The organism is Escherichia sp. E.sYA108 (genome assembly GCF_011754335.1).
In the GTDB taxonomy this organism is placed as follows: Bacteria; Pseudomonadota; Gammaproteobacteria; order Enterobacterales; family Enterobacteriaceae; genus Escherichia; species Escherichia coli.
In genome coordinates this window covers 2192850-2217273 of the sequence record NZ_JAAQVZ010000001.1, presented here as the reverse complement: position 1 = coordinate 2217273, position 24424 = coordinate 2192850, and the positions used below count along the sequence as shown (strand labels likewise).

General features: G+C 50.9%; 23 protein-coding genes and 1 pseudogene. 7 read left to right on the top strand and 17 right to left on the bottom strand.

What is annotated here, in order from left to right; all coding sequences use genetic code 11:
* Positions 1 to 15 precede the first annotated feature (15 nt).
* Positions 16 to 678 (top strand): exodeoxyribonuclease X, encoded by a 663-nt coding sequence (gene exoX, locus HBM92_RS10310; protein ID WP_000944256.1) that lies wholly within the window; start codon positions 16 to 18, stop codon positions 676 to 678.
* Here the strand turns inward: exoX and ptrB are convergent.
* From ptrB to yebG, 4 genes and pseudogenes are all read right to left on the bottom strand, one after another.
* Positions 675 to 2735 (bottom strand): annotated as a pseudogene (ptrB, locus tag HBM92_RS10305) (oligopeptidase B). The gene exoX and the pseudogene ptrB overlap by 4 nt on opposite strands.
* Before the next feature lie 208 nt (positions 2736 to 2943).
* Positions 2944 to 3603, bottom strand: a complete 660-nt coding sequence (locus HBM92_RS10300; RefSeq protein WP_000024725.1) for a tellurite resistance TerB family protein — start codon at positions 3601 to 3603, stop codon at positions 2944 to 2946.
* 326 nt (positions 3604 to 3929) lie between these two features.
* Complete coding sequence (yebF, locus tag HBM92_RS10295) at positions 3930 to 4286, bottom strand: protein YebF (protein WP_001295500.1); 357 nt, start codon at positions 4284 to 4286, stop codon at positions 3930 to 3932.
* Positions 4287 to 4352: 66 nt separating this feature from the next.
* Positions 4353 to 4643: a DNA damage-inducible protein YebG gene (yebG, locus tag HBM92_RS10290; RefSeq protein ID WP_000257738.1), complete on the bottom strand. Its 291-nt coding sequence runs from the start codon at positions 4641 to 4643 to the stop codon at positions 4353 to 4355.
* A gap of 133 nt (positions 4644 to 4776) precedes the next feature.
* Between yebG and purT the strand changes: the two genes are divergently transcribed.
* Positions 4777 to 5955 carry a formate-dependent phosphoribosylglycinamide formyltransferase gene (gene purT / locus HBM92_RS10285; RefSeq protein WP_000173466.1) on the top strand — a complete coding sequence of 393 codons (1179 nt, stop codon included), beginning with the start codon at positions 4777 to 4779 and terminating at the stop codon, positions 5953 to 5955.
* 55 nt (positions 5956 to 6010) lie between these two features.
* On the opposite strand, the gene kdgA is transcribed toward purT, so the two are convergent.
* From kdgA to zwf, 3 genes are all read right to left on the bottom strand, one after another.
* Positions 6011 to 6652 carry a bifunctional 4-hydroxy-2-oxoglutarate aldolase/2-dehydro-3-deoxy-phosphogluconate aldolase gene (gene kdgA / locus HBM92_RS10280; RefSeq protein ID WP_000800512.1) on the bottom strand — a complete coding sequence of 214 codons (642 nt, stop codon included), beginning with the start codon at positions 6650 to 6652 and terminating at the stop codon, positions 6011 to 6013.
* A gap of 36 nt (positions 6653 to 6688) precedes the next feature.
* A complete protein-coding gene (gene edd, locus HBM92_RS10275) occupies positions 6689 to 8500 on the bottom strand; it encodes a phosphogluconate dehydratase (protein WP_001069461.1) in 1812 nt (603 codons plus the stop codon).
* 234 nt (positions 8501 to 8734) lie between these two features.
* Entirely contained in the window at positions 8735 to 10210 is a 1476-nt protein-coding gene (gene zwf, locus HBM92_RS10270; RefSeq protein ID WP_000301727.1) for a glucose-6-phosphate dehydrogenase, read from the bottom strand.
* 337 nt (positions 10211 to 10547) lie between these two features.
* On the opposite strand from zwf, the gene hexR reads away from it, so the two are divergent.
* Entirely contained in the window at positions 10548 to 11417 is an 870-nt protein-coding gene (gene hexR, locus HBM92_RS10265) for a DNA-binding transcriptional regulator HexR (RefSeq protein WP_001056695.1), read from the top strand.
* 127 nt (positions 11418 to 11544) lie between these two features.
* Complete coding sequence (gene pyk / locus HBM92_RS10260) at positions 11545 to 12987, top strand: pyruvate kinase (protein ID WP_000091149.1); 1443 nt, start codon at positions 11545 to 11547, stop codon at positions 12985 to 12987.
* A gap of 131 nt (positions 12988 to 13118) precedes the next feature.
* Here pyk and lpxM read toward each other — a convergent pair whose 3' ends face one another.
* From lpxM to znuA, 3 genes are all read right to left on the bottom strand, one after another.
* Entirely contained in the window at positions 13119 to 14090 is a 972-nt protein-coding gene (gene lpxM, locus HBM92_RS10255) for a lauroyl-Kdo(2)-lipid IV(A) myristoyltransferase (RefSeq protein ID WP_001443144.1), read from the bottom strand.
* Between the two features lie 118 nt (positions 14091 to 14208).
* The gene (gene mepM / locus HBM92_RS10250) at positions 14209 to 15531 is read right to left on the bottom strand and encodes a murein DD-endopeptidase MepM (protein WP_001184045.1); all 1323 of its coding nucleotides are present in this window, start codon (positions 15529 to 15531) and stop codon (positions 14209 to 14211) included.
* A gap of 15 nt (positions 15532 to 15546) precedes the next feature.
* A complete protein-coding gene (gene znuA, locus HBM92_RS10245; RefSeq protein ID WP_011076428.1) occupies positions 15547 to 16479 on the bottom strand; it encodes a zinc ABC transporter substrate-binding protein ZnuA in 933 nt (310 codons plus the stop codon).
* 78 nt (positions 16480 to 16557) lie between these two features.
* On the opposite strand from znuA, the gene znuC reads away from it, so the two are divergent.
* Positions 16558 to 17313 (top strand): zinc ABC transporter ATP-binding protein ZnuC, encoded by a 756-nt coding sequence (gene znuC, locus HBM92_RS10240; RefSeq protein WP_000202996.1) that lies wholly within the window; start codon positions 16558 to 16560, stop codon positions 17311 to 17313.
* Entirely contained in the window at positions 17310 to 18095 is a 786-nt protein-coding gene (gene znuB, locus HBM92_RS10235) for a zinc ABC transporter permease subunit ZnuB (protein ID WP_000571478.1), read from the top strand. Before znuC ends, znuB begins: the two co-directional genes overlap by 4 nt.
* A gap of 146 nt (positions 18096 to 18241) precedes the next feature.
* Here the strand turns inward: znuB and ruvB are convergent, their stop codons facing one another.
* From ruvB to yobI, 3 genes are all read right to left on the bottom strand, one after another.
* Entirely contained in the window at positions 18242 to 19252 is a 1011-nt protein-coding gene (gene ruvB, locus HBM92_RS10230) for a Holliday junction branch migration DNA helicase RuvB (RefSeq protein ID WP_000568522.1), read from the bottom strand.
* Positions 19253 to 19260: 8 nt separating this feature from the next.
* Positions 19261 to 19872, bottom strand: coding sequence for a Holliday junction branch migration protein RuvA (gene ruvA, locus HBM92_RS10225; RefSeq protein ID WP_000580323.1), 612 nt, complete (start codon positions 19870 to 19872; stop codon positions 19261 to 19263).
* Between the two features lie 138 nt (positions 19873 to 20010).
* Complete coding sequence (gene yobI / locus HBM92_RS10220; RefSeq protein WP_072123646.1) at positions 20011 to 20076, bottom strand: stress response small protein YobI; 66 nt, start codon at positions 20074 to 20076, stop codon at positions 20011 to 20013.
* Between the two features lie 71 nt (positions 20077 to 20147).
* Here yobI and HBM92_RS10215 point away from each other — a divergent pair, with 71 nt between their 5' ends.
* Positions 20148 to 20750, top strand: a complete 603-nt coding sequence (locus HBM92_RS10215; protein ID WP_001024947.1) for a YebB family permuted papain-like enzyme — start codon at positions 20148 to 20150, stop codon at positions 20748 to 20750.
* Between the two features lies 1 nt (position 20751).
* Here HBM92_RS10215 and ruvC read toward each other — a convergent pair whose 3' ends face one another.
* The 4 genes from ruvC to aspS are packed head-to-tail and all read right to left on the bottom strand — an operon-like array spanning position 20752 to position 24294.
* On the bottom strand, positions 20752 to 21273 hold the full coding sequence (ruvC, locus tag HBM92_RS10210) for a crossover junction endodeoxyribonuclease RuvC (protein WP_001295503.1): 522 nt from the start codon (positions 21271 to 21273) through the stop codon (positions 20752 to 20754).
* A 34-nt stretch (positions 21274 to 21307) separates the two neighbouring features.
* Positions 21308 to 22048 (bottom strand): YebC/PmpR family DNA-binding transcriptional regulator, encoded by a 741-nt coding sequence (locus HBM92_RS10205; protein WP_000907234.1) that lies wholly within the window; start codon positions 22046 to 22048, stop codon positions 21308 to 21310.
* Positions 22049 to 22076: 28 nt separating this feature from the next.
* Positions 22077 to 22529: a dihydroneopterin triphosphate diphosphatase gene (gene nudB / locus HBM92_RS10200; protein ID WP_077393227.1), complete on the bottom strand. Its 453-nt coding sequence runs from the start codon at positions 22527 to 22529 to the stop codon at positions 22077 to 22079.
* Positions 22522 to 24294, bottom strand: a complete 1773-nt coding sequence (gene aspS, locus HBM92_RS10195) for an aspartate--tRNA ligase (RefSeq protein ID WP_001258675.1) — start codon at positions 24292 to 24294, stop codon at positions 22522 to 22524. Before aspS ends, nudB begins: the two co-directional genes overlap by 8 nt.
* Positions 24295 to 24424 lie beyond the last annotated feature (130 nt).

Here is a 24424-nt window from a genome sequence, read left to right as displayed (position 1 = left end):
GGCCTGGAGCATGCCATGTTGCGCATTATCGATACAGAAACCTGCGGTTTGCAGGGAGGGATCGTTGAGATTGCCTCTGTTGATGTCATTGACGGAAAAATCGTCAATCCCATGAGCCACCTGGTGCGTCCCGATCGTCCTATTAGTCCACAGGCGATGGCGATTCATCGCATCACCGAAGCCATGGTCGCCGATAAACCGTGGATTGAAGATGTGATCCCGCACTATTACGGTAGTGAATGGTATGTCGCGCATAACGCCAGCTTTGACCGCCGCGTACTGCCTGAAATGCCCGGTGAGTGGATTTGCACTATGAAACTGGCCCGTCGTTTGTGGCCAGGGATCAAGTACAGCAATATGGCGCTATATAAAACACGGAAGCTCAATGTACAGACGCCGCCGGGCCTGCATCATCACCGCGCGTTGTATGACTGTTATATCACCGCCGCGTTGCTTATCGATATTATGAACACCTCTGGCTGGACGGCAGAACAGATGGCCGATATCACCGGACGTCCATCGTTGATGACGACCTTCACCTTTGGCAAATACCGTGGCAAAGCGGTTTCCGACGTTGCCGAACGCGATCCGGGCTATCTGCGCTGGTTGTTTAATAACCTCGACAGCATGAGCCCGGAGCTGCGTTTAACACTGAAACATTATCTGGAAAATACTTAATCCGCTGACTGAGCGGGTAATGTTCCCTGTGCCAGCGCGACCAGAAAAGCATATTCCATCGCTACGCCTTCGTACGATTTAAAGCGACCAGATTTACCGCCATGACCTGAGTCCATGTCGGTACAGAGCAATAAAAGATGGTCATCGGTTTTCAGCTCGCGCAATTTAGCGACCCATTTTGCCGGTTCCCAATATTGCACCTGAGAATCGTGTAAACCGGTCGTTACCAGTAAATGCGGATAAACCTGTGCAGTGACGTTGTCATACGGGCTGTAGCTTTTCATATATTCGTAATATTGCGGATCCTGCGGATTCCCCCACTCTTCAAATTCGCCGGTGGTAAGAGGAATTGATTCATCCAGCATTGTTGTTACAACATCAACAAACGGCACCTAGGCGATAACGCCGTGGAACAATTCCGGGCGTTGATTAATCGCAACGCCCATCAACATACCCCCCGCACTCCCGCCCATCGCATAACAGAGCGAAGGAGAGCCATAGCCCAGTTTTAACAATGCATCGCAGGCATCAAGATAATCATTAAACGTATTTTTCTTCTTCAGAAATTTACCGTCCTCGTACCATTGTTGCCCCAGCTCACCGCCGCCACGAACATGGACAATGGCGTAGACAAATCCACGATCCAACAAACTCAAGCGGCTAAAACTGAAATCGGCATCAATACTTGCGCCGTAAGAACCGTAGCCATACACCAGCAGCGGGTTGTGTCCTTTGCGAAAATGTTTGCGATGATAGACCAGCGAAACCGGAACTTCGACGCCATCACGGGCGACTATCCACAGGTGTTCACTGCGGTAATTCGCCGCATCAAAACCAGGAACTTCCGTTTGTTTTAATACACGACGCTCACCGGTATCCATATCCAGTTCAAACAAAGTATCTGGTGTGGTCATGGACGAATAACCATAACGCAATCGCGCGGTTTCAGGTTCTGGATTGTAGGCAATCCAGGTCACATAGGCCGGATCATCAAAGGCAATGCCAATGACTTCCCGGGTCTTGCGGTTAATTTGCCGCAAACTGGTTAACCCGCGCTGACGCTCTTCAACCACCAGCCAGTCGGTAAACAGCGTAAACCCTTCCAGCATAATGTTATCACGTGGCGGAATTAACTCTTCCCACTGTTGCTCATCACGCATACGGGTACGGTATAAGCCAAAGTTTTTACCGTGGCGGTTGGAACGCAGATAAAACCGATGCTGGTAGTGATCAAGGCTGTATTCGTGATCTTTGCGGCGAGGCAGAAAAACAAACGGCTCGGCATCGGCCATTTCCGCGTCCAGCAGGCGAACTTCACTGGTGGTGGCGCTGGCCAGATGAATGACCACATAATGCTTCGAGGTCGTTTTATGCAGGCTGACGTAATAGGTATCGTCTTTTTCTTCGTAAATCAGTTTATCTTGCGATGCTGGCGTACCGATGGCGTGACGCCAGACCTGATAAGGCAGCAGCGTCACTGGATGCTTGCGAACATAGTAGAAAGTCCAGGAGTCATTTGCCCAGACAAAGCTGGGTTCAACGTTATCCAGCAGTTCCGGGTACCAGTTACCTGTTTCCAGATTACGAAAACGAATGCCGTACTGCCGTCGGGAAAGAAAATCTTCTGCCAGTGCCATAATGGTGTTATCTGGCGTAATCGCCATTCCGCCCATCGAATAAAACTCACTATGAGCCGCGCGCTTGTTGGCATCGAGCAATGTTTCCCACTCGTCCCACTCTTCACTGAACGCCGATTGACGCTGGTAGATAGCATATTCACAGCCTGGTTCATAAATATGCCGATAGCGGTAGCCATTTTTGATGTAGGGCGCAGAAACTTCTCGTTGCGGAATGCGGTCGATGATTTCCTTTAAGATGCGATCCTGCAAGGCTTGTTGCGAGGCCATCACCCGATGACCGTAACTATTTTCTTGTTGCAGATAGTCCAGGACTTCCGGCTGAGAACGCGTATCGTCCCGCAGCCAGTAGTAATTATCGATGCGCGTATCGCCATGAAGCGTCATGGCGTGGGGAATGCGGGCGGCTTTTGGTAGCATGTTATTGTTCTTTCTGGTTGAAACATCTTATAAGGGTGGCAAAACTCATCGGGGATGCAAGCGAAACAGGGTAGTCATTGCTTAGATGATGACAGGTAATGGCGCGGATATCGACTGTTATGCAGACAGAGAAAATCAGCCTGTTCAAATGGCTGTGCGGTTCTGGATAACCCGAAATAGTCAACTTCAGGCTATCCAGAGAGCGGAATTACTCCGCCAAAGTACGTTTTTGCTGTTCGAGATCGCGTTCAATGCCTTCACGAACGTCCTGGGGGATTTTCAGCGCATCACCCAGTGCATTCAGGTAACTGCGTTCCATAAAATGATCAATATCAATAGCCGCGCAGCTCAGGAAATAGATTTCCAGCGCCTCTTCTTCATTGCGGACCCCAGTAGCCAGGCGTTGTGGATCCAGCGGTTGTTCGATTGCCTGCTCAATGAGTACACGCCCCTGTTCTTCCACGCCGGCTTCACGCAATTGCAGGTCGATTGCCGCACGTTCTTTGGCATCAATATGACCATCACTTTTAGCGGCAAAGACCAGCGCAAGGATCAAACGTTCCGTACGCTCATCCAGCGGCGTACTTTGCGCGCCAAACTGCGGTTCGTCCTGATGCGCCGCGCGAATTTTATCTTTGTATTTATTCCACAGCACCGTACCCGCTACCGCTCCGCCGCCAACCAGTAACGCGTTTGTGCCATATTTCGTAAGAAGTTTACGTGCTGATTTATTTGCGACCAGCAGCCCAGCCAGTCCGCCTAATGCGCCAGGCACTAAAAGTTTGCCCAATCCCTGATCCGCAGACGAGGAGGTAGAAGAACGGCTTTGCCCAAGCAGAGATTGCAGTTGATTTAACCAGTTAGCCATATTTGCTCCTCAATAACCATTTTTAGTGCCTGTAGCATAGCGGATGAGGATGTCAGAAAATGTATATCGAGACAAAAGATGCGCAAATAAGCGGGGCGGTAGGCCGTTATTCAAAGAAATTCGCGCCAGGTAAGGTGTTCACTGTATATAAGGTGATAAGGGTATTTTAGGTGAAAGTAGTTTGACGTTTTGAGTGAAACTGTTTGATGCTGATTGCCCAATGCGACGCTGTTGCGTCTTCTCAGGCCTACGATTATGTTGCGTTGTAGGGCGGACAAGGCACCCGCGCCGCATCCGCCAACGGTCAATCGAATTATCAGAAGCCATTAACGCCGCTGATATTCCGCCATTCCCGCTTTGCAGTCCACGCTGACCTGGTAATGAATATCGGCACTTTTACCACGCACGGTTAGCGGTACTGACCATTTATCATCTTTCCCCTGAATGTCCTGCAAACTGACCCATGCCACGGGATCGGCCTGACCGACAATTTTTTGATCATCAGCCCAGCGCGCCACGCGATTTTGTTGGTAATCACGTTTTACGCTCGCGGCAATTCCGGCAGCATCCAGACCTTCACACTTTGGGAAAGTGACCGACTTGCTGGTTTCATTATTGGCAGCGAAAACTGATGCGCAGGCAGAAACCAACAACAGCCCTAAAAACGCCCCTCTTTTTTTCATGTTTTTCTCCATAGCACAATGATTCAGGAGAAAGCATGGTACAAATTTTCAGGAGCGCAAGTTGCTTCAGGCCGCGTGTGAGGCATCTTCCTCTTCGGATTCAGCACCGACGACCTGTGGGGACGGTAATTTGCCGGTTTTCAGAATGGTGCTCAGCACATCTTTTTGTTCTGCCAGCCATAGCGAAAGGGCTTCACGTTGCTCGTCTTCCATTTGCACTGGAGAATTTGTCAGCCAGGTGTCAAGCAGATCGGCCGTATCAAGCATCTTGTCATAAGCATCGGCTTCCTTTTTGCTGGTAAACGACATTTTCTCTTCGCCCTCACGAATGACTACGTATTTAACTTCAACCGCCATTTGCAGCCTCTCATAATAACTGTGATTTTATACAGTATATTTCTTTTCAGTTGGGAAATCAACATCAGCAATGAAGACACACGCAAACGTTTTCGTTTATACTGCGCGCGGAATTAATCAGGGGATATTCGTTATGACGTTATTAGGCACTGCGCTGCGTCCGGCAGCAACTCGCGTGATGTTATTAGGCTCCGGTGAACTGGGTAAAGAAGTGGCAATCGAGTGTCAGCGTCTCGGCGTAGAGGTGATTGCCGTCGATCGCTATGCCGACGCACCAGCCATGCATGTCGCGCATCGCTCCCATGTCATTAATATGCTTGATGGTGATGCATTACGCCGTGTGGTTGAACTGGAAAAACCACATTATATCGTGCCGGAGATCGAAGCTATTGCCACCGATATGCTGATCCAACTTGAAGAGGAAGGACTGAATGTTGTCCCCTGCGCTCGCGCAACGAAATTAACGATGAATCGCGAGGGTATCCGTCGCCTGGCGGCAGAAGAGCTGCAGCTGCCCACTTCCACTTATCGTTTTGCCGATAGCGAAAACCTTTTCCGCGAAGCGGTTGCCGCCATTGGCTACCCCTGTATTGTTAAACCGGTGATGAGTTCTTCCGGTAAAGGGCAGACGTTTATTCGTTCTGCAGAGCAACTAGCTCATGCATGGGAGTACGCTCAGCAAGGTGGTCGCGCCGGAGCGGGCCGCGTAATTGTTGAAGGCGTCGTTAAGTTTGACTTCGAAATTACCCTGCTAACCGTCAGCGCGGTGGATGGCGTCCATTTCTGTGCACCGGTAGGTCATCGCCAGGAAGATGGCGACTATCGTGAATCCTGGCAACCACAGCAAATGAGCCCGCTTGCCCTTGAACGTGCGCAGGAGATTGCCCGTAAAGTGGTGCTGGCACTGGGCGGTTATGGGCTGTTTGGTGTCGAGCTGTTTGTCTGTGGTGATGAGGTGATTTTCAGTGAAGTCTCCCCTCGCCCGCATGACACCGGGATGGTGACGCTAATTTCTCAGGATCTCTCGGAGTTTGCCCTGCATGTACGTGCCTTCCTCGGACTTCCGGTTGGCGGGATCCGCCAGTATGGTCCTGCTGCTTCTGCCGTTATCCTGCCGCAACTGACCAGTCAGAATGTCACGTTTGATAATGTGCAGAATGCCGTAGGCGCAGATTTGCAGATTCGTTTATTTGGTAAGCCGGAAATTGATGGCAGCCGTCGTCTGGGGGTAGCACTGGCTACTGCAGAGAGTGTTGTTGACGCCATTGAACGCGCGAAGCACGCCGCCGGACAGGTAAAAGTACAGGGTTAAACCCGGCAAAAAAACGCTACAAAAATGCCCGATCCTCGATCGGGCATTTTGACTTTTACAGCTTAGCGCCTTCTACAGCTTCACGCGCCAGCTTAGTAATGCGGTCGTAATCGCCCGCTTCCAGCGCATCTGCCGGAACCAGCCAGGAACCACCGATGCACAGCACGCTTTTCAGCGCCAGGTAGTCACGGTAGTTAGCCGGAGAAATACCACCTGTCGGGCAGAAACGGACCTGAGAGAACGGACCCGCGATCGCCTGCAGGGCTTTCACACCGCCGTTAGCTTCAGCCGGGAAGAATTTGAACTCTTTCAAACCGTAGTCCATACCCAGCATCAGTTCGGAAACAGTGCTGATCCCCGGAATCAGAGGAATAGTCCCTTCGGTAGCAGCTTTCAGCAGCGGCTCGGTCAGACCCGGGCTAATTGCAAACTGTGCACCTGCTTCAGTGACTTCTGCCAGCTGCTGTGGATTCAGCACCGTACCGGCACCCACAATCGCTTCAGGCACTTCTTTGGCGATAGCACGGATAGCGTCAACTGCGCACTCGGTACGCAGAGTCACTTCCAGAACGCGCACCCCACCAGCAACCAACGCTTTTGCCATCGGCACCGCGTGTTCCAGTTTTTTTACCACGATAACCGGTACAACCGGGCCGGTGGTCAGGATTGATTCTGCACTTGTTTTCCAGTTTTTCATCAGAGTTTTCTCTCGCCTGATTACAAATTTGTCGTCTTAAAAAGTGATACAGGTTGCGCCCTGTTCGGCACCGGACAGTTTTTCACGCAAGGCGCTGAATAATTCACGTCCTGTTCCCACGCGTGACGCGCTCAGGTCAGGAATGTGCGGTTCGCGAGCAGCCAGTTCCGCTTCGTCTACCAGCAGCGTCAGTTCGCCTGTCTGTCCATTCACACGAATGATGTCCCCGTCGCGCACTTTTGCCAGCAGCCCGCCATCGTAGGCTTCTGGTGTTACGTGGATAGCTGACGGCACTTTACCTGAAGCGCCGGAGAGTCGTCCATCGGTAACTAACGCAATTTTGAAACACCGGTCCAATAATACACCAAGTGGCGGCATGAGTTTATGTAATTCTGGCATTCCGTTCGCTTTTGGCCCCTGATGACGGACAACAACGACACAATCGCGGTCCAGTAAACCCGCTTCAAAGGCCGGCATAACGTCATGCTGGCTTTCAAAAACAACCGCTGGCGCTTCAATCACCTGGTTCTCTACCGGCACGGCAGAGGTTTTCATAACCGCTCGGCCCAGGTTACCGCTTAACACTTTTGTCCCACCATGATGAGAGAAAGGTTGTTCGAAGGACGCGATCACATTGTTGTCGAGTGATTTTTCTGCCCCTTCCCGCCAGTCCAGTTCACCATTATTCAGCCATGGTTCAAGGGTATAACGAGACAGACCAAAGCCTGCCACCGTATTGACATCTTCATGCAGCAGGCCTGCTTTGAGCAGTTCACGTACCAGAACCGGTACGCCACCTGCCGCCTGGAAGTGGTTAATATCGGCCGGACCGTTCGGGTAGAGACGTGCCATCAGCGGTACAACATCAGAAAGGTCAGAGAAGTCATCCCAGTTAATCTGAATACCGGCTGCGCGCGCCATCGCCACCAGGTGCATGGTGTGGTTAGTGGAACCACCGGTCGCCAGCAGTGCAACGATACCGTTCACCACCACTTTCTCATCGATCATCTTACCGATCGGCATCCATTCATTACCATTACCGGTCATGCGCGTAACCTGGCGCGCAGCTGCAGCGGTCAAAGCATCGCGCAGCGGAGAATCCGGATGAACAAAAGAAGAGCCTGGCAACTGCATCCCCATAAACTCCACCACCATCTGGTTGGTGTTGGCAGTACCGTAGAAAGTACATGTTCCCGGCGCATGATAAGACGCGGCTTCTGACTCCAGTAATGCCATGCGGTCCACTTTACCTTCGGCATAAAGCTGGCGAATACGCACTTTTTCTTTATTTGGCAAACCGCTTGCCATCGGTCCAGACGGCACAAACACCGCAGGCAAATGACCAAACGACAGGGCTGCCATGGTCAGACCTGGGACAATCTTGTCGCACACACCGAGAAACAGAGCACCATCAAACATGTTATGGGACAGCCCCACCGCCGCAGACATCGCAATCACTTCGCGGCTTAACAGCGACAATTCCATTCCATCCTGCCCCTGGGTGACACCATCACACATCGCCGGAACACCGCCCGCAACCTGACCAACCGCATTCGCTTCATGCAGGGCTTTACGAATGATTTCCGGATAGTGTTCATAAGGCTGGTGAGCGGAGAGCATGTCGTTATAGGAGGTGATGATGGCGATATTGTTACGCAACATGCTTTTCAAAGAGGCTTTGTCTTCTGGCTGGCAGGCAGCGAAACCGTGTGCCAGGTTACCGCATGCCAACTGCGAACGATGAACGGTCGAGGTTTTCGCTTGTTCTATCCGGGCGAGGTAAGCAGAGCGAGTCTCGCGCGAACGTTCAATGATTCGATTTGTTACGCGTAACAATTGTGGATTCATAAAGGCTCCTGAAATTGAGTTGTCAGAGCAGGATGATTCACAACACGTTTCATTCAGAGGATTCATGACTGAAACGCCTGTAACCGGAGCTCATAGGGCAAAAACGTTTCAGTCAGTGTAATAAAAAAAGCCTCGTGGGTGAATCCGCACGAGGCCTGAAAGTGTAAAAATTGTTCTACAATCTGTGCAAGATCATGTTACCGGTAAAATAACCATAAAGGATAAGCCCAGATATTACTCAAACTCATTCCAGGAACGACCGTCACGGGTAATCATCGCCACCGAGGCAACGGGGCCCCAGGTTCCGGCCTGATACGGTTTCGGCGCATCATTGTCCATCGCCCACGCCTCAGTAATGGAGTCTACCCATTTCCAGGCTTCTTCCACTTCATCACGACGTACAAACAGTGCCTGAATACCACGCATGGTTTCCAGCAGCAGACGTTCATAGGCATCTGCCAGATGCGTTTGATTAAAAGTTTCTGAATAGCTCAGATCCAGCTTGGTGATTTGCAGGTTATGTTTGTGGTCAAGGCCAGGAACTTTATTCAGTACCTGGATATCCACGCCTTCATCAGGTTGCAGACGGATAGTCAGTTTATTCTGCGGCAGATCCTGCCACGACTCTTTAAACAGATTCAGTTCAGGTGTTTTGAAATAGACCACGACTTCAGAACATTTGGTCGGTAGACGTTTACCAGTACGCAGGTAGAATGGCACACCGGCCCAGCGCCAGTTATCAATGTCGACGCGGATCGCCACGAAGGTTTCTGTATTGCTGCTCTTGTTCGCGCCCTCTTCTTCCAGATAGCCCGGCACTTTTTTGCCCTGAGCGAAGCCCGCAGTATATTGCCCGCGTACGGTTTTTTCGCGCACGTTGGAGCGGTCGATGCGGCGCAGAGACTTCAGTACTTTCACTTTTTCATCGCGGATGCTGTCTGCGCTCAGGTCAGACGGCGGAGACATCGCAATCATGCAAAGAATTTGCAGCAGGTGGTTCTGGATCATGTCGCGCATCTGACCGGCTTTATCAAAATAGCCCCAGCGCCCTTCGATCCCCACTTCTTCTGCCACGGTAATCTCAACATGATCAATGGTGCGATTGTCCCAGTTGTTCACAAACAGAGAGTTAGCAAAACGCAGCGCCAACAGGTTCAGCACTGTTTCTTTACCAAGATAGTGGTCGATACGGTAAACCTGGCACTCCTCGAAGTATTCGCCAACCTGATCGTTGATTTCCTGCGAGGTCGCCAGCGACGTCCCCAGCGGTTTCTCCATGACTACGCGTGCCGGTTTAGCATTCAGTTTTGCCTCACCAAGCCCTTTGCAAATTGCGCCAAAAGTGCTGGGCGGCATGGCAAAGTAGTTAATGGTGATACGATTTTTTTGATCCAGCATCGCGCCGAGACGGCTGAATGCAGCAGTGTCATTGACATCAAGATTACAAAAATCCAGACGTGCACTCAGGGTGTCCCATAAACCTTCATCAATGGTTTCTTTCATGAAAGTTTCGAGCGCCTCGCGGACAACTTTGGTATAAGCCGCTTTATCCCAGTCAGCACGCCCTACGCCGATAATCCGGGTGTCCGGGTTGAGCTGACCGGCTTTTTCCAGTTGATACAGGGAAGGCAGCAATTTACGACGCGCAAGGTCGCCTTTCGCGCCGAAAATGACCAGGTCACAGGCCTGGGCTGTTTGCGTTACCGCCATGTCATTCTCCTTAAGTTAACTAACCCGGTACTTAAGCCAGGGTATACTTGTAATTTTCTTACGGTGCACTGTACTGCTTTTACGAGCTTGCGAAAACTGTAAACGCTTATCCACCCGTGCGATTACGGTAAAAGCGCGCAAAGTGCGGCAAAACTGATAAAAAAATCATCGTTTTCCATTGGGTAAAAATCTGACACTGATCATGTTATGAAAAAAAATAACAACTTTTTTATCTGCTTTTGTCATTAACACAGCACACAGGCGTAATATCTGACAAAACTGCATTTCGATTTCTTTCAGAGCGGAAATCGTCATTACCCGTGAGTCTCTTTACATCATGAATATGCTGGAAAAAATCCAGTCTCAGCTGGAACATTTGAGCAAATCTGAGCGCAAAGTTGCCGAGGTCATTCTGGCTTCGCCCGATAACGCGATCCATTCGAGTATTGCTGCTCTGGCGCTGGAAGCCAATGTTAGCGAACCGACGGTGAATCGTTTCTGTCGCAGCATGGACACACGCGGTTTTCCTGATTTTAAACTTCATCTGGCACAAAGTCTGGCGAATGGCACTCCCTATGTTAATCGCAACGTCAATGAAGATGACAGCGTTGAATCATACACGGGGAAAATATTTGAGTCCGCAATGGCAACGCTCGATCATGTCCGTCATTCACTGGATAAATCTGCCATCAACCGCGCCGTCGACTTGCTCACTCAGGCAAAAAAAATCGCCTTTTTCGGATTAGGTTCTTCAGCCGCCGTTGCCCACGATGCGATGAATAAGTTCTTTCGTTTTAATGTTCCGGTGGTGTACTCCGATGATATCGTGCTGCAACGCATGAGTTGTATGAATTGTAGCGACGGGGACGTGGTGGTGCTGATTTCTCACACGGGAAGAACAAAAAATCTGGTCGAGCTGGCGCAGCTGGCACGCGAAAACGACGCTATGGTAATTGCCCTCACCTCTGCGGGTACCCCGCTCGCCCGGGAAGCAACGCTGGCAATTACTCTCGACGTACCGGAAGATACTGACATTTATATGCCCATGGTTTCTCGACTTGCACAGCTGACCGTGATAGATGTGCTGGCGACAGGATTTACTTTGCGGCGCGGTACAAAATTCAGAGATAACTTGAAGCGGGTCAAGGAAGCGCTGAAGGAATCGCGTTTTGATAAGCAGTTACTTAATTTAAGTGACGATCGCTAAAAACGACTGTCACTGTCCTAATCTTATACGACATCCGAATGAGATTAATTTATCGCCATCGCGGCGTTATTTCATTCGGATTTCATGTTCAAGCAACACCTGGTTGTTTCAGTCAACGGAGTATTACATGTCCAGAAGGCTTCGCAGAACTAAAATCGTTACCACGTTAGGCCCGGCAACAGATCGCGATAATAACCTTGAAAAAGTTATCGCGGCGGGTGCCAACGTTGTACGTATGAATTTTTCTCACGGCTCGCCTGAAGATCACAAAATGCGCGCGGATAAAGTTCGTGAGATTGCCGCAAAACTGGGGCGTCATGTGGCTATTCTGGGTGACCTCCAGGGGCCCAAAATCCGTGTATCCACCTTTAAAGAAGGCAAAGTTTTCCTCAATATTGGGGATAAATTCCTGCTCGACGCCAACCTGGGTAAAGGTGAAGGCGACAAAGAAAAAGTCGGTATCGACTACAAAGGCCTGCCTGCTGACGTTGTGCCTGGTGACATCCTGCTGCTGGACGATGGTCGCGTCCAGTTAAAAGTACTGGAAGTCCAGGGCATGAAAGTGTTCACCGAAGTGACCGTCGGTGGTCCCCTCTCCAACAATAAAGGTATCAACAAACTTGGCGGCGGTTTGTCAGCTGAAGCGCTGACCGAAAAAGACAAAGCAGACATTAAGACTGCGGCGTTGATTGGCGTAGATTACCTGGCTGTCTCCTTCCCACGCTGCGGCGAAGATCTGAACTATGCCCGTCGTCTGGCACGCGATGCAGGATGTGATGCGAAAATTGTTGCCAAGGTTGAACGTGCGGAAGCCGTTTGCAGCCAGGAGGCAATGGATGACATCATCCTCGCCTCTGACGTGGTAATGGTTGCTCGCGGCGACCTCGGTGTGGAAATTGGCGATCCGGAACTGGTCGGCATTCAGAAAGCGTTGATCCGTCGTGCGCGTCAGCTTAACCGCGCGGTAATCACGGCGACCCAGATGATGGAGTCAATGATTACTAACCCGATGCCGACGCGTGCAGAAGTCATGGACGTAGCAAACGCCGTTCTGGATGGTACTGACGCTGTGATGCTGTCGGCAGAAACTGCTGCTGGTCAATACCCGTCAGAAACTGTTGCAGCCATGGCGCGCGTTTGCCTGGGGGCGGAAAAAATCCCGAGCATCAACGTTTCTAAACACCGTCTGGACGTTCAGTTCGACAATGTGGAAGAAGCTATTGCCATGTCAGCAATGTACGCGGCTAACCACCTGAAAGGCGTTACGGCGATCATCACCATGACCGAATCGGGTCGTACCGCGCTGATGACCTCCCGTATCAGCTCTGGTCTGCCAATTTTCGCCATGTCACGCCATGAACGTACGCTGAACCTGACTGCTCTCTATCGCGGCGTTACGCCGGTGCACTTTGATAGCGCTAATGACGGTGTAGCAGCTGCCAGCGAAGCGGTTAATCTGCTGCGTGATAAAGGTTACTTGATGTCTGGTGACCTGGTGATTGTCACCCAGGGCGACGTGATGAGTACCGTGGGTTCTACTAATACCACGCGTATTTTAACGGTAGAGTAAGTACGTTGCCGGATGCGGCGAAAACGCCTCATCCGGCCTACAGTTCAATGATAATTCAACAGATTTCGAATCTTCTGAAGCAAACTTGAACTTATCATCAGTCGAAGGCCTCTCCTCGCGAGAGGCATTTTTTATTTGATGGGATAAAGATCTTTGCGCTTATACGGTTGGATTTCGCCCGGTTTGCGAGTTTTCAGCAATTTTAATATCCAGGTGTATTGTTCTGGTCGCGGACCAACAAAAATCTCGACTTCTTCATTCATCCGCCGCGCAATCGTATGATCATCCGCCTCTAACAGATCATCCATCGGTGGGCGCACCTGAATCGTCAGACGATGCGTCTTGCCATCATAAATCGGAAATAGCGGTACAACGCGCGCACGGCACACTTTCATCAAACGACCAATCGCGGGCAACGTCGCTTTATAGGTGGCAAAGAAATCAACAAATTCGCTGTGTTCTGGGCCATGATCCTGATCGGGTAAATAATATCCCCAGTAACCCTGACGTACCGACTGGATGAATGGTTTAATACCATCATTTCTCGCATGCAGACGACCACCAAAGCGACGGCGCACCGTGTTCCAGACATAATCAAAAACCGGGTTGCCCTGATTATGGAACATCGCTGCCATTTTCTGCCCTTGCGAGGCCATCAGCATGGCAGGAATATCGACGGCCCAACCGTGCGGCACCAGAAAAATCACTTTCTCGTTATTACGTCGTATCTCTTCGATGATCTCCAGCCCTTGCCAGTCAACGCGCGGCTGAATTTTCTCCGGCCCGCGTATTGCCAACTCAGCCATCATTACCATCGCTTGCGGCGCGGTGGCAAACATCTCATCTACAATCGCTTCGCGTTCAGCTTCACTACATTCTGGAAAGCAGAGCGACAGATTGATTAACGCACGACGGCGTGAGCTTTTTCCCAGTCGTCCGGCAAAACGTCCCAGCCGTGCCAGAATGGGATCACGGAACTTTGGCGGCGTTAAAGCGATACCCGCCATCGCTGCTACGCCCAGCCATGCTCCCCAGTAGCGCGGGTGGCGAAAGGATTTATCAAACTCAGGAATGTATTCGCTATTATTTTTTTTCGTTTCCATGCTTTTCCAGTTTCGGATAAGGCAAAAATCAATCTGGTGATAGTGTAGCGGCGCAACTTGCCCCGCACCAAATAAAAAAGCCGGTACTGACTGCGTACCGGCTGCGAATGGATGTTAATTAATCAAACCGTAGCTGCGGCACAATCTCTTTGGCCTGTGCCAGGAATTCGCGACGATCGGAGCCGGTCAGCCCTTCGGTACGCGGCAGTTTTGCCGTCAGCGGGTTTACGGCCTGCTGGTTTATCCATACTTCATAGTGCAGATGCGGCCCGGTTGAACGTCCGGTATTACCGGAAAGCGCGATACGGTCGCCACGTTTCACCTTCTGTCCCGGTTTCACCAGGATCTTGCGCAAGTGCATATAACGCGTGGTGTAGCTGCGACCATGACGAATAGCCACATAATAACCTGCTGCGCCACTACGTTTGGCAACCACCACTTCACCGTCACCCACTGAAAGCACTGGCGTACCTTGTGGCATGGCAAAATCAACACCTCTGTGTGGCGCAACGCGACCGGTCACCGGATTAGTACGACGCGGGTTAAAGTTAGATGAGATACGGAACTGTTTCGCCGTCGGGAATCGCAAGAATCCTTTCGCCAGACCAGTACCGTTACGATCGTAGAATTTGCCATCTTCAGCGCGGATTGCGTAATAATCTTTACCTTCTGAACGCAAACGTACGCCCAGCAGCTGGCTTTGCTCACGTTTACCATCAAGCATTTCTCGTGACATTAACACCGCAAATTCATCGCCTTTTTTCAGTTTGCGGAAATCCATTTGCCACTGCATGGCTTTAATCACTGCGCTCACTTCGGCGCTGGTTAAACCGGCGTTTCTGGCGCTGGCAACAAAGCTTCCCCCGACGGTACCTTTCAGCAGATTGTTGACCCACTCTCCTTGCTGCATTTCGCTGGTCATTTTAAAACCGTTAGCGGCAGTACGGTCATAGGTTCGGGTTTCACGACGAGACACTTCCCAGGTGAGGCGCTGCAGTTCGCCGTCCGCGGTTAATGTCCAGGAGAGTTGTTGACCGATTTTCAGGTTACGCAATTCTTTGTCGGCAGCAGCCAGTTGGGTGATATCACCCATATCAATACCATACTGATTGAGAATGCTGCTTAGCGTATCGCCAGTGGAAACAACATATTCATGCACGCCCGCTTCACCGGCGATTTTGTCATCCAGTTCGTCCTGGGGAATGGCTTCATCTTCTTGTGCAGCTTGATCAATCGGCTCACTGGCTTCAGGTAAGAGCGAACGAATTTCGTTCTGTTCCAGCTCAATGGTTTTGACAATTGGCGTGGCATCGCGGTGATAAACATAGGGCCGCCAGACAGCGACGGCCAGAGTAAGAACGGTGAGCGACCCCAACATAACGCGGTGTGGTCGCGGTAAATTATTAAACGCCAGGGCGACAGAGCGGGCTATCTGTTGCACGTAATCACTTCCTCATTAATCTCCTTTCAGGCAGCTCGCATACTGGTTGGCTAATTGATTCAGGAATTCTGAATAGCTTGTTTTACCCAGTTTGATATTCGTCCCCAGGGGATCCAACGTTCCCATACGAACGGATGTCCCTCGTGCGACGCTCTCAACGACCGCTGGCCTGAACTGTGGCTCAGCAAAAACGCAGGTTGCTTTTTGCTCAACCAACTGTGTTCTTATTTCATGTAAACGCTGCGCGCCAGGTTGAATCTCAGGGTTAACGGTAAAATGACCAAGCGGTGTCAGTCCGAACTGTTTTTCGAAATAGCCGTAAGCATCGTGAAAAACGAAATAACCTTTCCCCTTGAGCGGCGCGAGCTCGTTACCAACCTGCTTTTCGGTTGAGGCTAATTGTGCCTCAAAATCCTTCAGGTTGGCGTCAAGTTTGGCTCGACTTTGCGGCATAAGTTCCACTAATTTTCCATGGATTGCAACCGCTGTAGCCCGCGCTATCTCTGGGGAAAGCCAAAGATGCATGTTGAAATCGCCGTGATGGTGATCTTCGTCACTTTTTTCCGCGTGGTCGTGATCATCATCATCGCCGTGAATACTTTTCATCAGCAGCGGTTTCACATTCTCTAGCTGCGCAATCGTTACCTGTTTCGCTTCAGGTAATTTACTTACCGGTTTTTGCATGAACGCTTCCATCTCCGGGCCAACCCAAACGACTAAGTCCGCGTTCTGTAAGCGTTTTACATCTGATGGACGCAGTGAATAATCATGTTCTGAAGCCCCGTCAGGTAGTAAAACCTCCGTTTCTGTTACCCCATCAGCAATGGCAGAAGCGATGAACCCAACGGGTTTAAGCGAAGCGACAACGGCAGCATCTGCGGCCTGTGTTGCACCGCCCCAGAGAGCGGCGGATAATGCTGCGAAAAGAAGCGTTTTTTTATGTAACATAATGCGACCAATCATCGTAATGAATATGAGAAGTGTGATATTATAACATTTCATGACTACTGCAAGACTAAAATTAACATGACAAGTCTGGTTTCCCTGGAAAATGTCTCGGTTTCTTTTGGCCAACGCCGCGTCCTCTCTGATGTGTCGCTGGAACTTAAACCTGGAAAAATTTTGACTTTACTTGGGCCAAACGGCGCAGGTAAGTCGACACTGGTACGGGTAGTGCTCGGGCTGGTAACACCCGATGAAGGGGTTATCAAGCGCAACGGAAAACTGCGCATCGGCTATGTACCGCAGAAGCTGTATCTCGACACCACGTTGCCACTGACCGTAAACCGTTTTTTACGCTTACGCCCTGGCACACATAAAGAAGATATTTTGCCTGCACTGAAACGTGTCCAGGCCGGGCATCTGATTAACGCACCGATGCAAAAGCTCTCGGGTGGCGAAACGCAGCGTGTACTGTTAGCGCGAGCATTGTTAAATCGACCGCAATTATTAGTGCTGGATGAACCCACTCAGGGCGTGGATGTGAATGGTCAGGTGGCGTTATATGACCTTATTGACCAACTGCGTCGCGAACTGGATTGTGGCGTTTTAATGGTATCTCACGATCTGCATCTGGTAATGGCAAAAACCGATGAAGTGCTTTGCCTGAATCACCACATTTGTTGTTCCGGCACACCGGAAGTTGTTTCCCTGCATCCGGAGTTTATTTCTATGTTTGGTCCTCGTGGTGCTGAACAACTGGGTATCTATCGCCATCATCATAATCATCGTCACGATTTACAGGGACGAATTGTTTTGCGTCGGGGAAATGATCGCTCATGATTGAATTATTATTTCCCGGTTGGTTAGCCGGGATCATGCTCGCCTGTGCCGCGGGTCCGCTGGGTTCGTTTGTAGTCTGGCGTCGTATGTCTTATTTCGGTGATACGCTGGCTCATGCCTCATTACTTGGCGTCGCGTTTGGTTTGTTGCTGGACGTGAATCCATTCTATGCGGTGATTGCCGTTACGCTGCTGCTGGCGGGCGGTCTGGTATGGCTGGAGAAGCGTCCACAGCTGGCGATCGACACGTTATTAGGGATTATGGCGCACAGTGCCCTGTCGCTGGGCCTGGTGGTCGTTAGTCTGATGTCTAATATTCGTGTTGATTTGATGGCTTACCTGTTCGGTGATTTACTGGCAGTGACGCCAGAAGATCTCATCTCTATTGCGATTGGCGTGGTCATCGTGGTGGCTATTTTGTTCTGGCAATGGCGCAATTTGCTGTCGATGACGATTAGCCCGGATCTGGCGTTTGTTGATGGTGTGAAATTACAGCGCGTGAAATTGTTGTTGATGCTGGTGACGGCATTGACGATTGGTGTAGCGATGAAATTCGTCGGCGCGTTGATTATTACTTCACTGCTGATTATTCCTGCTGCTACTGCACGTCGCTTTGCCCGCACGCCGGAACAGATGGCTGGTGTCGCTGTTTTGGTGGGGATGGTGGCAGTGACTGGCGGTTTAACCTTTTCCGCATTTTACGATACACCTGCAGGCCCGTCGGTGGTGCTATGCGCGGCACTGTTATTTATTATCAGTATGATGAAAAAGCAGGCCAGCTAATCTGTCGCTGAACACATTTGTCGGATGCGGCGCGAGCGCCTTATCCCACCTGCGGTTCGCTATCTCTGGTAGGCCTGATAAGACGCGAACAGCGTCGCATCAGGCACACTGCCAGTGTCGGATGCGGCTCGAGCGACCAATCCGACTTACGGCATTTCTGGCGGCGTGATGCCGAAGTGGTTCCACGCCCGCACTGTCGCCATACGCCCGCGCGGTGTACGCTGCAAAAAGCCTTGCTGAATCAAATAAGGTTCCAGTACATCCTCAATGGTTTCACGTTCTTCGCCAATGGCTGCCGCCAGGTTATCCAGACCTACCGGCCCACCAAAGAACTTATCGATTACCGCCAGCAACAATTTGCGGTCCATATAATCGAAACCTTCAGCATCGACATTCAACATATCCAGCGCCTGAGCAGCGATATCTGCCGAGATGGTGCCATCGTGCTTCACTTCAGCGAAATCACGCACTCGACGCAGCAGACGGTTGGCAATACGTGGCGTACCGCGCGCACGACGAGCAACTTCCAGCGCGCCGTCATCACTCATCTCAAGCCCCATAAAGCGTGCGCTGCGACTGACGATATATTGCAGATCCGGCACCTGATAAAACTCCAGACGTTGCACAATACCAAAACGATCGCGCAACGGTGATGTCAGCGAACCTGCGCGCGTGGTTGCACCAATCAGGGTAAACGGCGGCAAATCAATTTTAATGGAGCGTGCCGCCGGACCTTCACCAATCATGATATCCAGTTGGTAATCTTCCATTGCCGGATACAACACCTCTTCCACCACTGGTGAAAGACGGTGGATCTCATCAATAAACAGTACATCGTGTGGTTCAAGGTTAGTGAGCATTGCTGCCAGATCGCCCGCCTTTTCCAGCACCGGACCAGAAGTCGTGCGTAAATTAACGCCCATTTCATTGGCGACAATATTGGCAAGCGTAGTTTTACCCAACCCCGGAGGACCAAAAATCAATAGATGATCGAGGGCATCGCCGCGCAGTTTCGCTGCTTTGATGAAAATCTCCATCTGCGAACGAACCTGCGGCTGACCAACATACTCTTCCAGTAATTTAGGGCGAATGGCGCGATCTGCCACATCTTCCGGCAAAGTGGTACCGGCAGAAATCAGACGGTCTGCTTCAATCATCCTTTACCTCATAACGCGGCGCGTAGGGCTTCGCGAATTAATGTTTCACTGCTGGCGTCAGGGCGAGCGATTTTGCTCACCATGCGGCTTGCTTCTTGTGGTTTATAGCCCAGTGCCACCAGCGCAGCAACCGCTTCCTGTTCAGCATCGTCGGTCGCCGGGCTGGCAGGAGACGTGAGTACCAGGTCGGCGGCTGGCGTAAAGAGATCGCCATGCAAACCTTTAAATCGGTCTTTCATTTCGACAATCAAGCGTTCGGCGGTTTTTTTGCCAATACCCGGCAGTTTCACCAGTGCCCCCACTTCTTCACGCTCAACGGCATTAACGAACTGCTGCGCTGACATTCCGGAGAGGATCGCCAGCGCCAACTTCGGGCCGACGCCGTTGGTTTTGATCAACTCTTTGAACAACGTGCGCTCTTGTTTATTGTTAAAACCGTACAGCAGTTGCGCGTCTTCACGCACCACAAAGTGGGTGAAAACGATCGCTTCCTGACCCGCTTCAGGGAGTTCATAAAAACAGGTCATCGGCATATGCACTTCATAGCCTACGCCGCCCACTTCAATTAACACCAGCGGGGGTTGTTTTTCAATGATGATGCCTCTGAGTCTGCCTATCACATGACGCTCCTGCGTAATGAATCAAAGATAATGCTGTATGATAAAAAAATGCTGGATAGATATCCAGCGAAGGATGAAGAAAACTTGCGAGGTGTCTCGATGATCTGAAAAATGGCGCAGTATAATTTATTCTACAGATTATATTGGAAGCAAATATTTAAATATTACATATTCAGCGAAGAAATGTGTAATAAAAATACACATTGCGACCCCTGAAAAAAATAAATTTTTTATGCTATTACGTATATTCATATCTATTTCAATGGAATGACAACGTGAATATTAATTATCCTGCTGAATATGAAATTGGTGATATCGTCTTTACATGTATAAGTGCTGCCTTATTTGGTCAAATATCAGCTGCATCAAATTGCTGGAGTAATCACGTCGGGATCATTATCGGTCATAACGGTGAAGACTTTCTGGTTGCAGAAAGCCGTGTTCCCCTCTCAACCATCACTACGCTATCCCGTTTTATTAAACGCTCTGCTAATCAACGCTATGCTATAAAGCGATTAGACGCCGGACTAACAGAACAACAAAATCAACGAATTGTTGAACAGGTTCCTTCCCGGCTACGCAAAATTTACCACACCGGTTTTAAATACGAATCTTCGCGCCAGTTCTGTTCAAAATTTGTTTTTGATATTTATAAAGAGGCGCTATGTATTCCGGTGGGTGAAATAGAGACGTTTGGAGAATTGTTAAATAGCAATCCAAATGCAAAACTCACTTTCTGGAAATTCTGGTTCTTAGGTTCTATTCCGTGGGAGCGTAAAACCGTCACGCCAGCCAGTTTGTGGCATCATCCGGGTTTGGTGTTGATTCACGCGGTGGGAGTTGAAACGCCTCAGCCTGAACTGACCGAGGCGGTATAACTTAACGCAGTCGCCCTCTCGCCAGGTTCAGTCGCGATTCGCTCATTTGCATCGCATTCTGACTAACGTGGCAGTGGGTGATGGCAATCGCCAGCGCATCGGCGGCATCCGCCTGTGGATTAGCGGGCAGTTTCAGCAAGGTGCGGACCATATGCTGCACCTGGCTTTTTTCGGCACTACCAATACCTACCACTGTTTGCTTTACCTGACGTGCCGCATATTCAAATACCGGCAATTCCTGATTCACCGCCGCCACAATCGCCACGCCGCGCGCCTGCCCCAGTTTCAGGGCTGAGTCAGCGTTCTTCGCCATAAAGACCTGTTCAATGGCGAAATAATCAGGCTGGAATTGGGTGATGATTTCCGTCACGCCCGCATAGATGAGCTTCAGACGAGACGGTAAATCATCCACTTTGGTGCGTATGCATCCGCTACCCAGGTAGGACAGTTGCCTGCCTACCTGGCGGATGACGCCATAGCCGGTCACGCGCGAACCCGGGTCAATGCCGAGAATAATAGCCATCACGCGTCTCCGTTTTGCTGTTTAGCAGGCCTCATCAGAGAGTCGCTGCAACCTCATCAGAGATTTCACCGTTATGGTAAACTTCCTGCACGTCGTCGCAATCTTCCAGCATATCGATCAGACGCATCAGTTTCGGTGCGGTTTCTGCATCCATATCAGCTTTGGTGGACGGGATCATGGAAACTTCCGCGCTGTCTGCTTTCAGACCTGCCGCTTCCAGAGCGTCGCGTACTTTGCCCATTTCTTCCCATGCAGTGTAGACATCAATCGCGCCGTCATCATAGGTCACAACGTCTTCAGCACCGGCTTCCAGGGCTGCTTCCATGATGGTGTCTTCATCGCCTTTCTCGAAGGAGATCACGCCTTTTTTGCTGAACAAATAAGCTACGGAACCATCAGTACCGAGGTTACCGCCACATTTGCTGAATGCATGACGCACTTCAGCAACGGTACGGTTGCGGTTGTCAGACAGACATTCAATCATGATTGCCGTGCCGCCAGGACCGTAACCTTCGTAGATGATGGTTTCCATGTTTGCATCATCATCACCGCCCACACCTCGTGCAATTGCGCGGTTCAGAGTGTCACGGGTCATGTTGTTAGACAGTGCTTTATCAATTGCTGCACGCAAACGCGGGTTAGCGTCCGGATCACCACCGCCCAGCTTAGCCGCGGTTACCAGCTCACGAATGATTTTAGTGAAGATTTTACCGCGCTTAGCATCCTGCGCAGCTTTACGATGTCTGGTGTTGGCCCATTTACTATGACCTGCCATAAAAATATCTCCAGATAGCCCTGCCTGTTCAGGCAGCGTTAATTACAAACTGTTCAATCGCCTGCCGGTTGCTCCAGGACTTAGTGAGCGCCGCCGCAGCAGACGCATCAAGCCACTTGTAAGCCAGATGTTCAGTGAAAACGATCTGGCGCTCGTGCGGAAGCGCAAGACAGAACCATGATTCCGTATTACGCGTCACGCCCGGCGCATAGCGATGACGTAAATGTGAAAAAATTTCAAACTCTACCGTGCGCTGACAGTCAATTAAGGTCAGTTGTTCAGCGACAACATCAATGGTGACCTCTTCCTTTACTTCGCGCATGGCAGCTTGCGGCGCGGTTTCACCCTCTTCCACGCTGCCGGTTACCGACTGCCAGAAATCGGGATCGTCACGCCGCTGCAACATCAGCACCCGTTTCGTATCTTGTGCGTAGATGACCACTAAGATCGAAACGGGACGCTTATAAGCCATATCAGTTATTCTCAGCCTTCTTCACAACCTGAATGCTCAGCTCAGCCAGTGCAGTCGGGTTAGCAAAGCTCGGCGCTTCAGTCATCAAACACGCTGCCGCCGTGGTTTTCGGGAAGGCGATAACGTCACGGATATTGTCGGTGCCGGTCAGCAGCATCGTCAGACGGTCAAGACCGAATGCCAAACCTGCGTGCGGCGGAGTACCGTATTTCAGGGCGTCGAGCAGGAAGCCGAATTTCTCGCGCTGTTCCTCTTCGTTGATACCCAGAATACCAAACACCGTCTGCTGCATATCACCATTATGGATACGCACAGAACCACCGCCCACTTCGTAACCATTGATGACCATATCGTAAGCGTTAGCCACCGCATTTTCCGGTGCAGCTTTCAGTTCTGCTGCCGTCATGTCTTTCGGTGAGGTGAACGGATGGTGCATTGCTGTCAGGCCGCCTTCACCGTCGTCTTCAAACATCGGGAAGTCGATAACCCACAGCGGTGCCCATTTGCTTTCGTCGGTCAGACCAAGGTCTTTACCCACTTTCAGGCGCAGTGCGCCCATCGCGTCGGCAACAATTTTCTTGTTGTCGGCACCGAAGAAAATCATATCGCCATCTTGCGCGCCAGTACGCTCCAGGATGGCTTCGATGATTTCTGCATTAAGGAACTTCGCTACCGGGCTATTGATACCTTCCAGACCTTTCGCGCGTTCGTTAACTTTGATGTAAGCCAGACCTTTCGCGCCGTAGATTTTAACGAAGTTACCGTATTCGTCGATCTGCTTACGGGTCAACGATGCGCCGCCCGGAACACGCAGAGCGGCAACACGGCCTTTCGGATCGTTCGCCGGACCTGCAAATACTGCAAACTCAACAGATTTCAGCAGATCGGCAACGTCGGTCAGTTCCATCGGGTTACGCAGATCCGGTTTATCAGAACCATAACGGCGTTCTGCTTCTGCAAAGGTCATTACCGGGAAATCGCCCAGATCCACGCCCTTCACTTCCAGCCACAGATGACGCACCAGCGCTTCCATCACTTCACGCACTTGCGGCGCGGTCATGAAAGAAGTTTCCACATCGATCTGAGTAAATTCAGGCTGACGGTCAGCACGCAGGTCTTCGTCACGGAAGCATTTAACGATCTGATAGTAGCGGTCAAAGCCGGACATCATCAGTAGCTGTTTGAACAACTGCGGGGATTGCGGCAGCGCGTAGAATTTACCTTTGTGCACACGAGAAGGCACCAGGTAGTCACGCGCGCCTTCAGGCGTGGCTTTGGTCAGCATCGGAGTTTCGATGTCGAGGAAGCCGTGGTCATCCATAAAACGGCGCACCAGGCTGGTGATTTTAGCGCGGGTTTTCAGGCGCTGAGCCATTTCCGGGCGACGCAGGTCGAGGTAGCGGTATTTCAGACGCGCTTCTTCGGTGTTGACGTGGTTAGAGTCAAGCGGCAGAACATCTGCACGGTTGATGATAGTCAGCGAGGACGCCAGTACTTCGATTTCGCCAGTCGCCATATCGCGGTTAATATTTTTTTCGTCACGCGCACGTACGGTGCCCGTGACCTGAATGCAGAACTCATTACGCAGTTCAGAGGCCAGCTTTAACGCGTCCGCACGATCCGGATCGAAAAATACCTGCACGATACCTTCGCGGTCGCGCATATCGATGAAGATCAGGCTACCAAGATCACGACGACGGTTGACCCAACCACACAGAGTCACCTGCTGCCCCACGTGGGACAAACGGAGCTGTCCACAATATTCTGTACGCATGAGATATCCCTTAACTTAGCTGCCGGCGGATGCCCCCTGCTGCGCAGGTGACCAAGTCGCAGCGTTAGCTGTATGTCACAACTGAATGAAAAAAGGCGGCTATTATACTGGAAATTCTGCCGCACCGTAA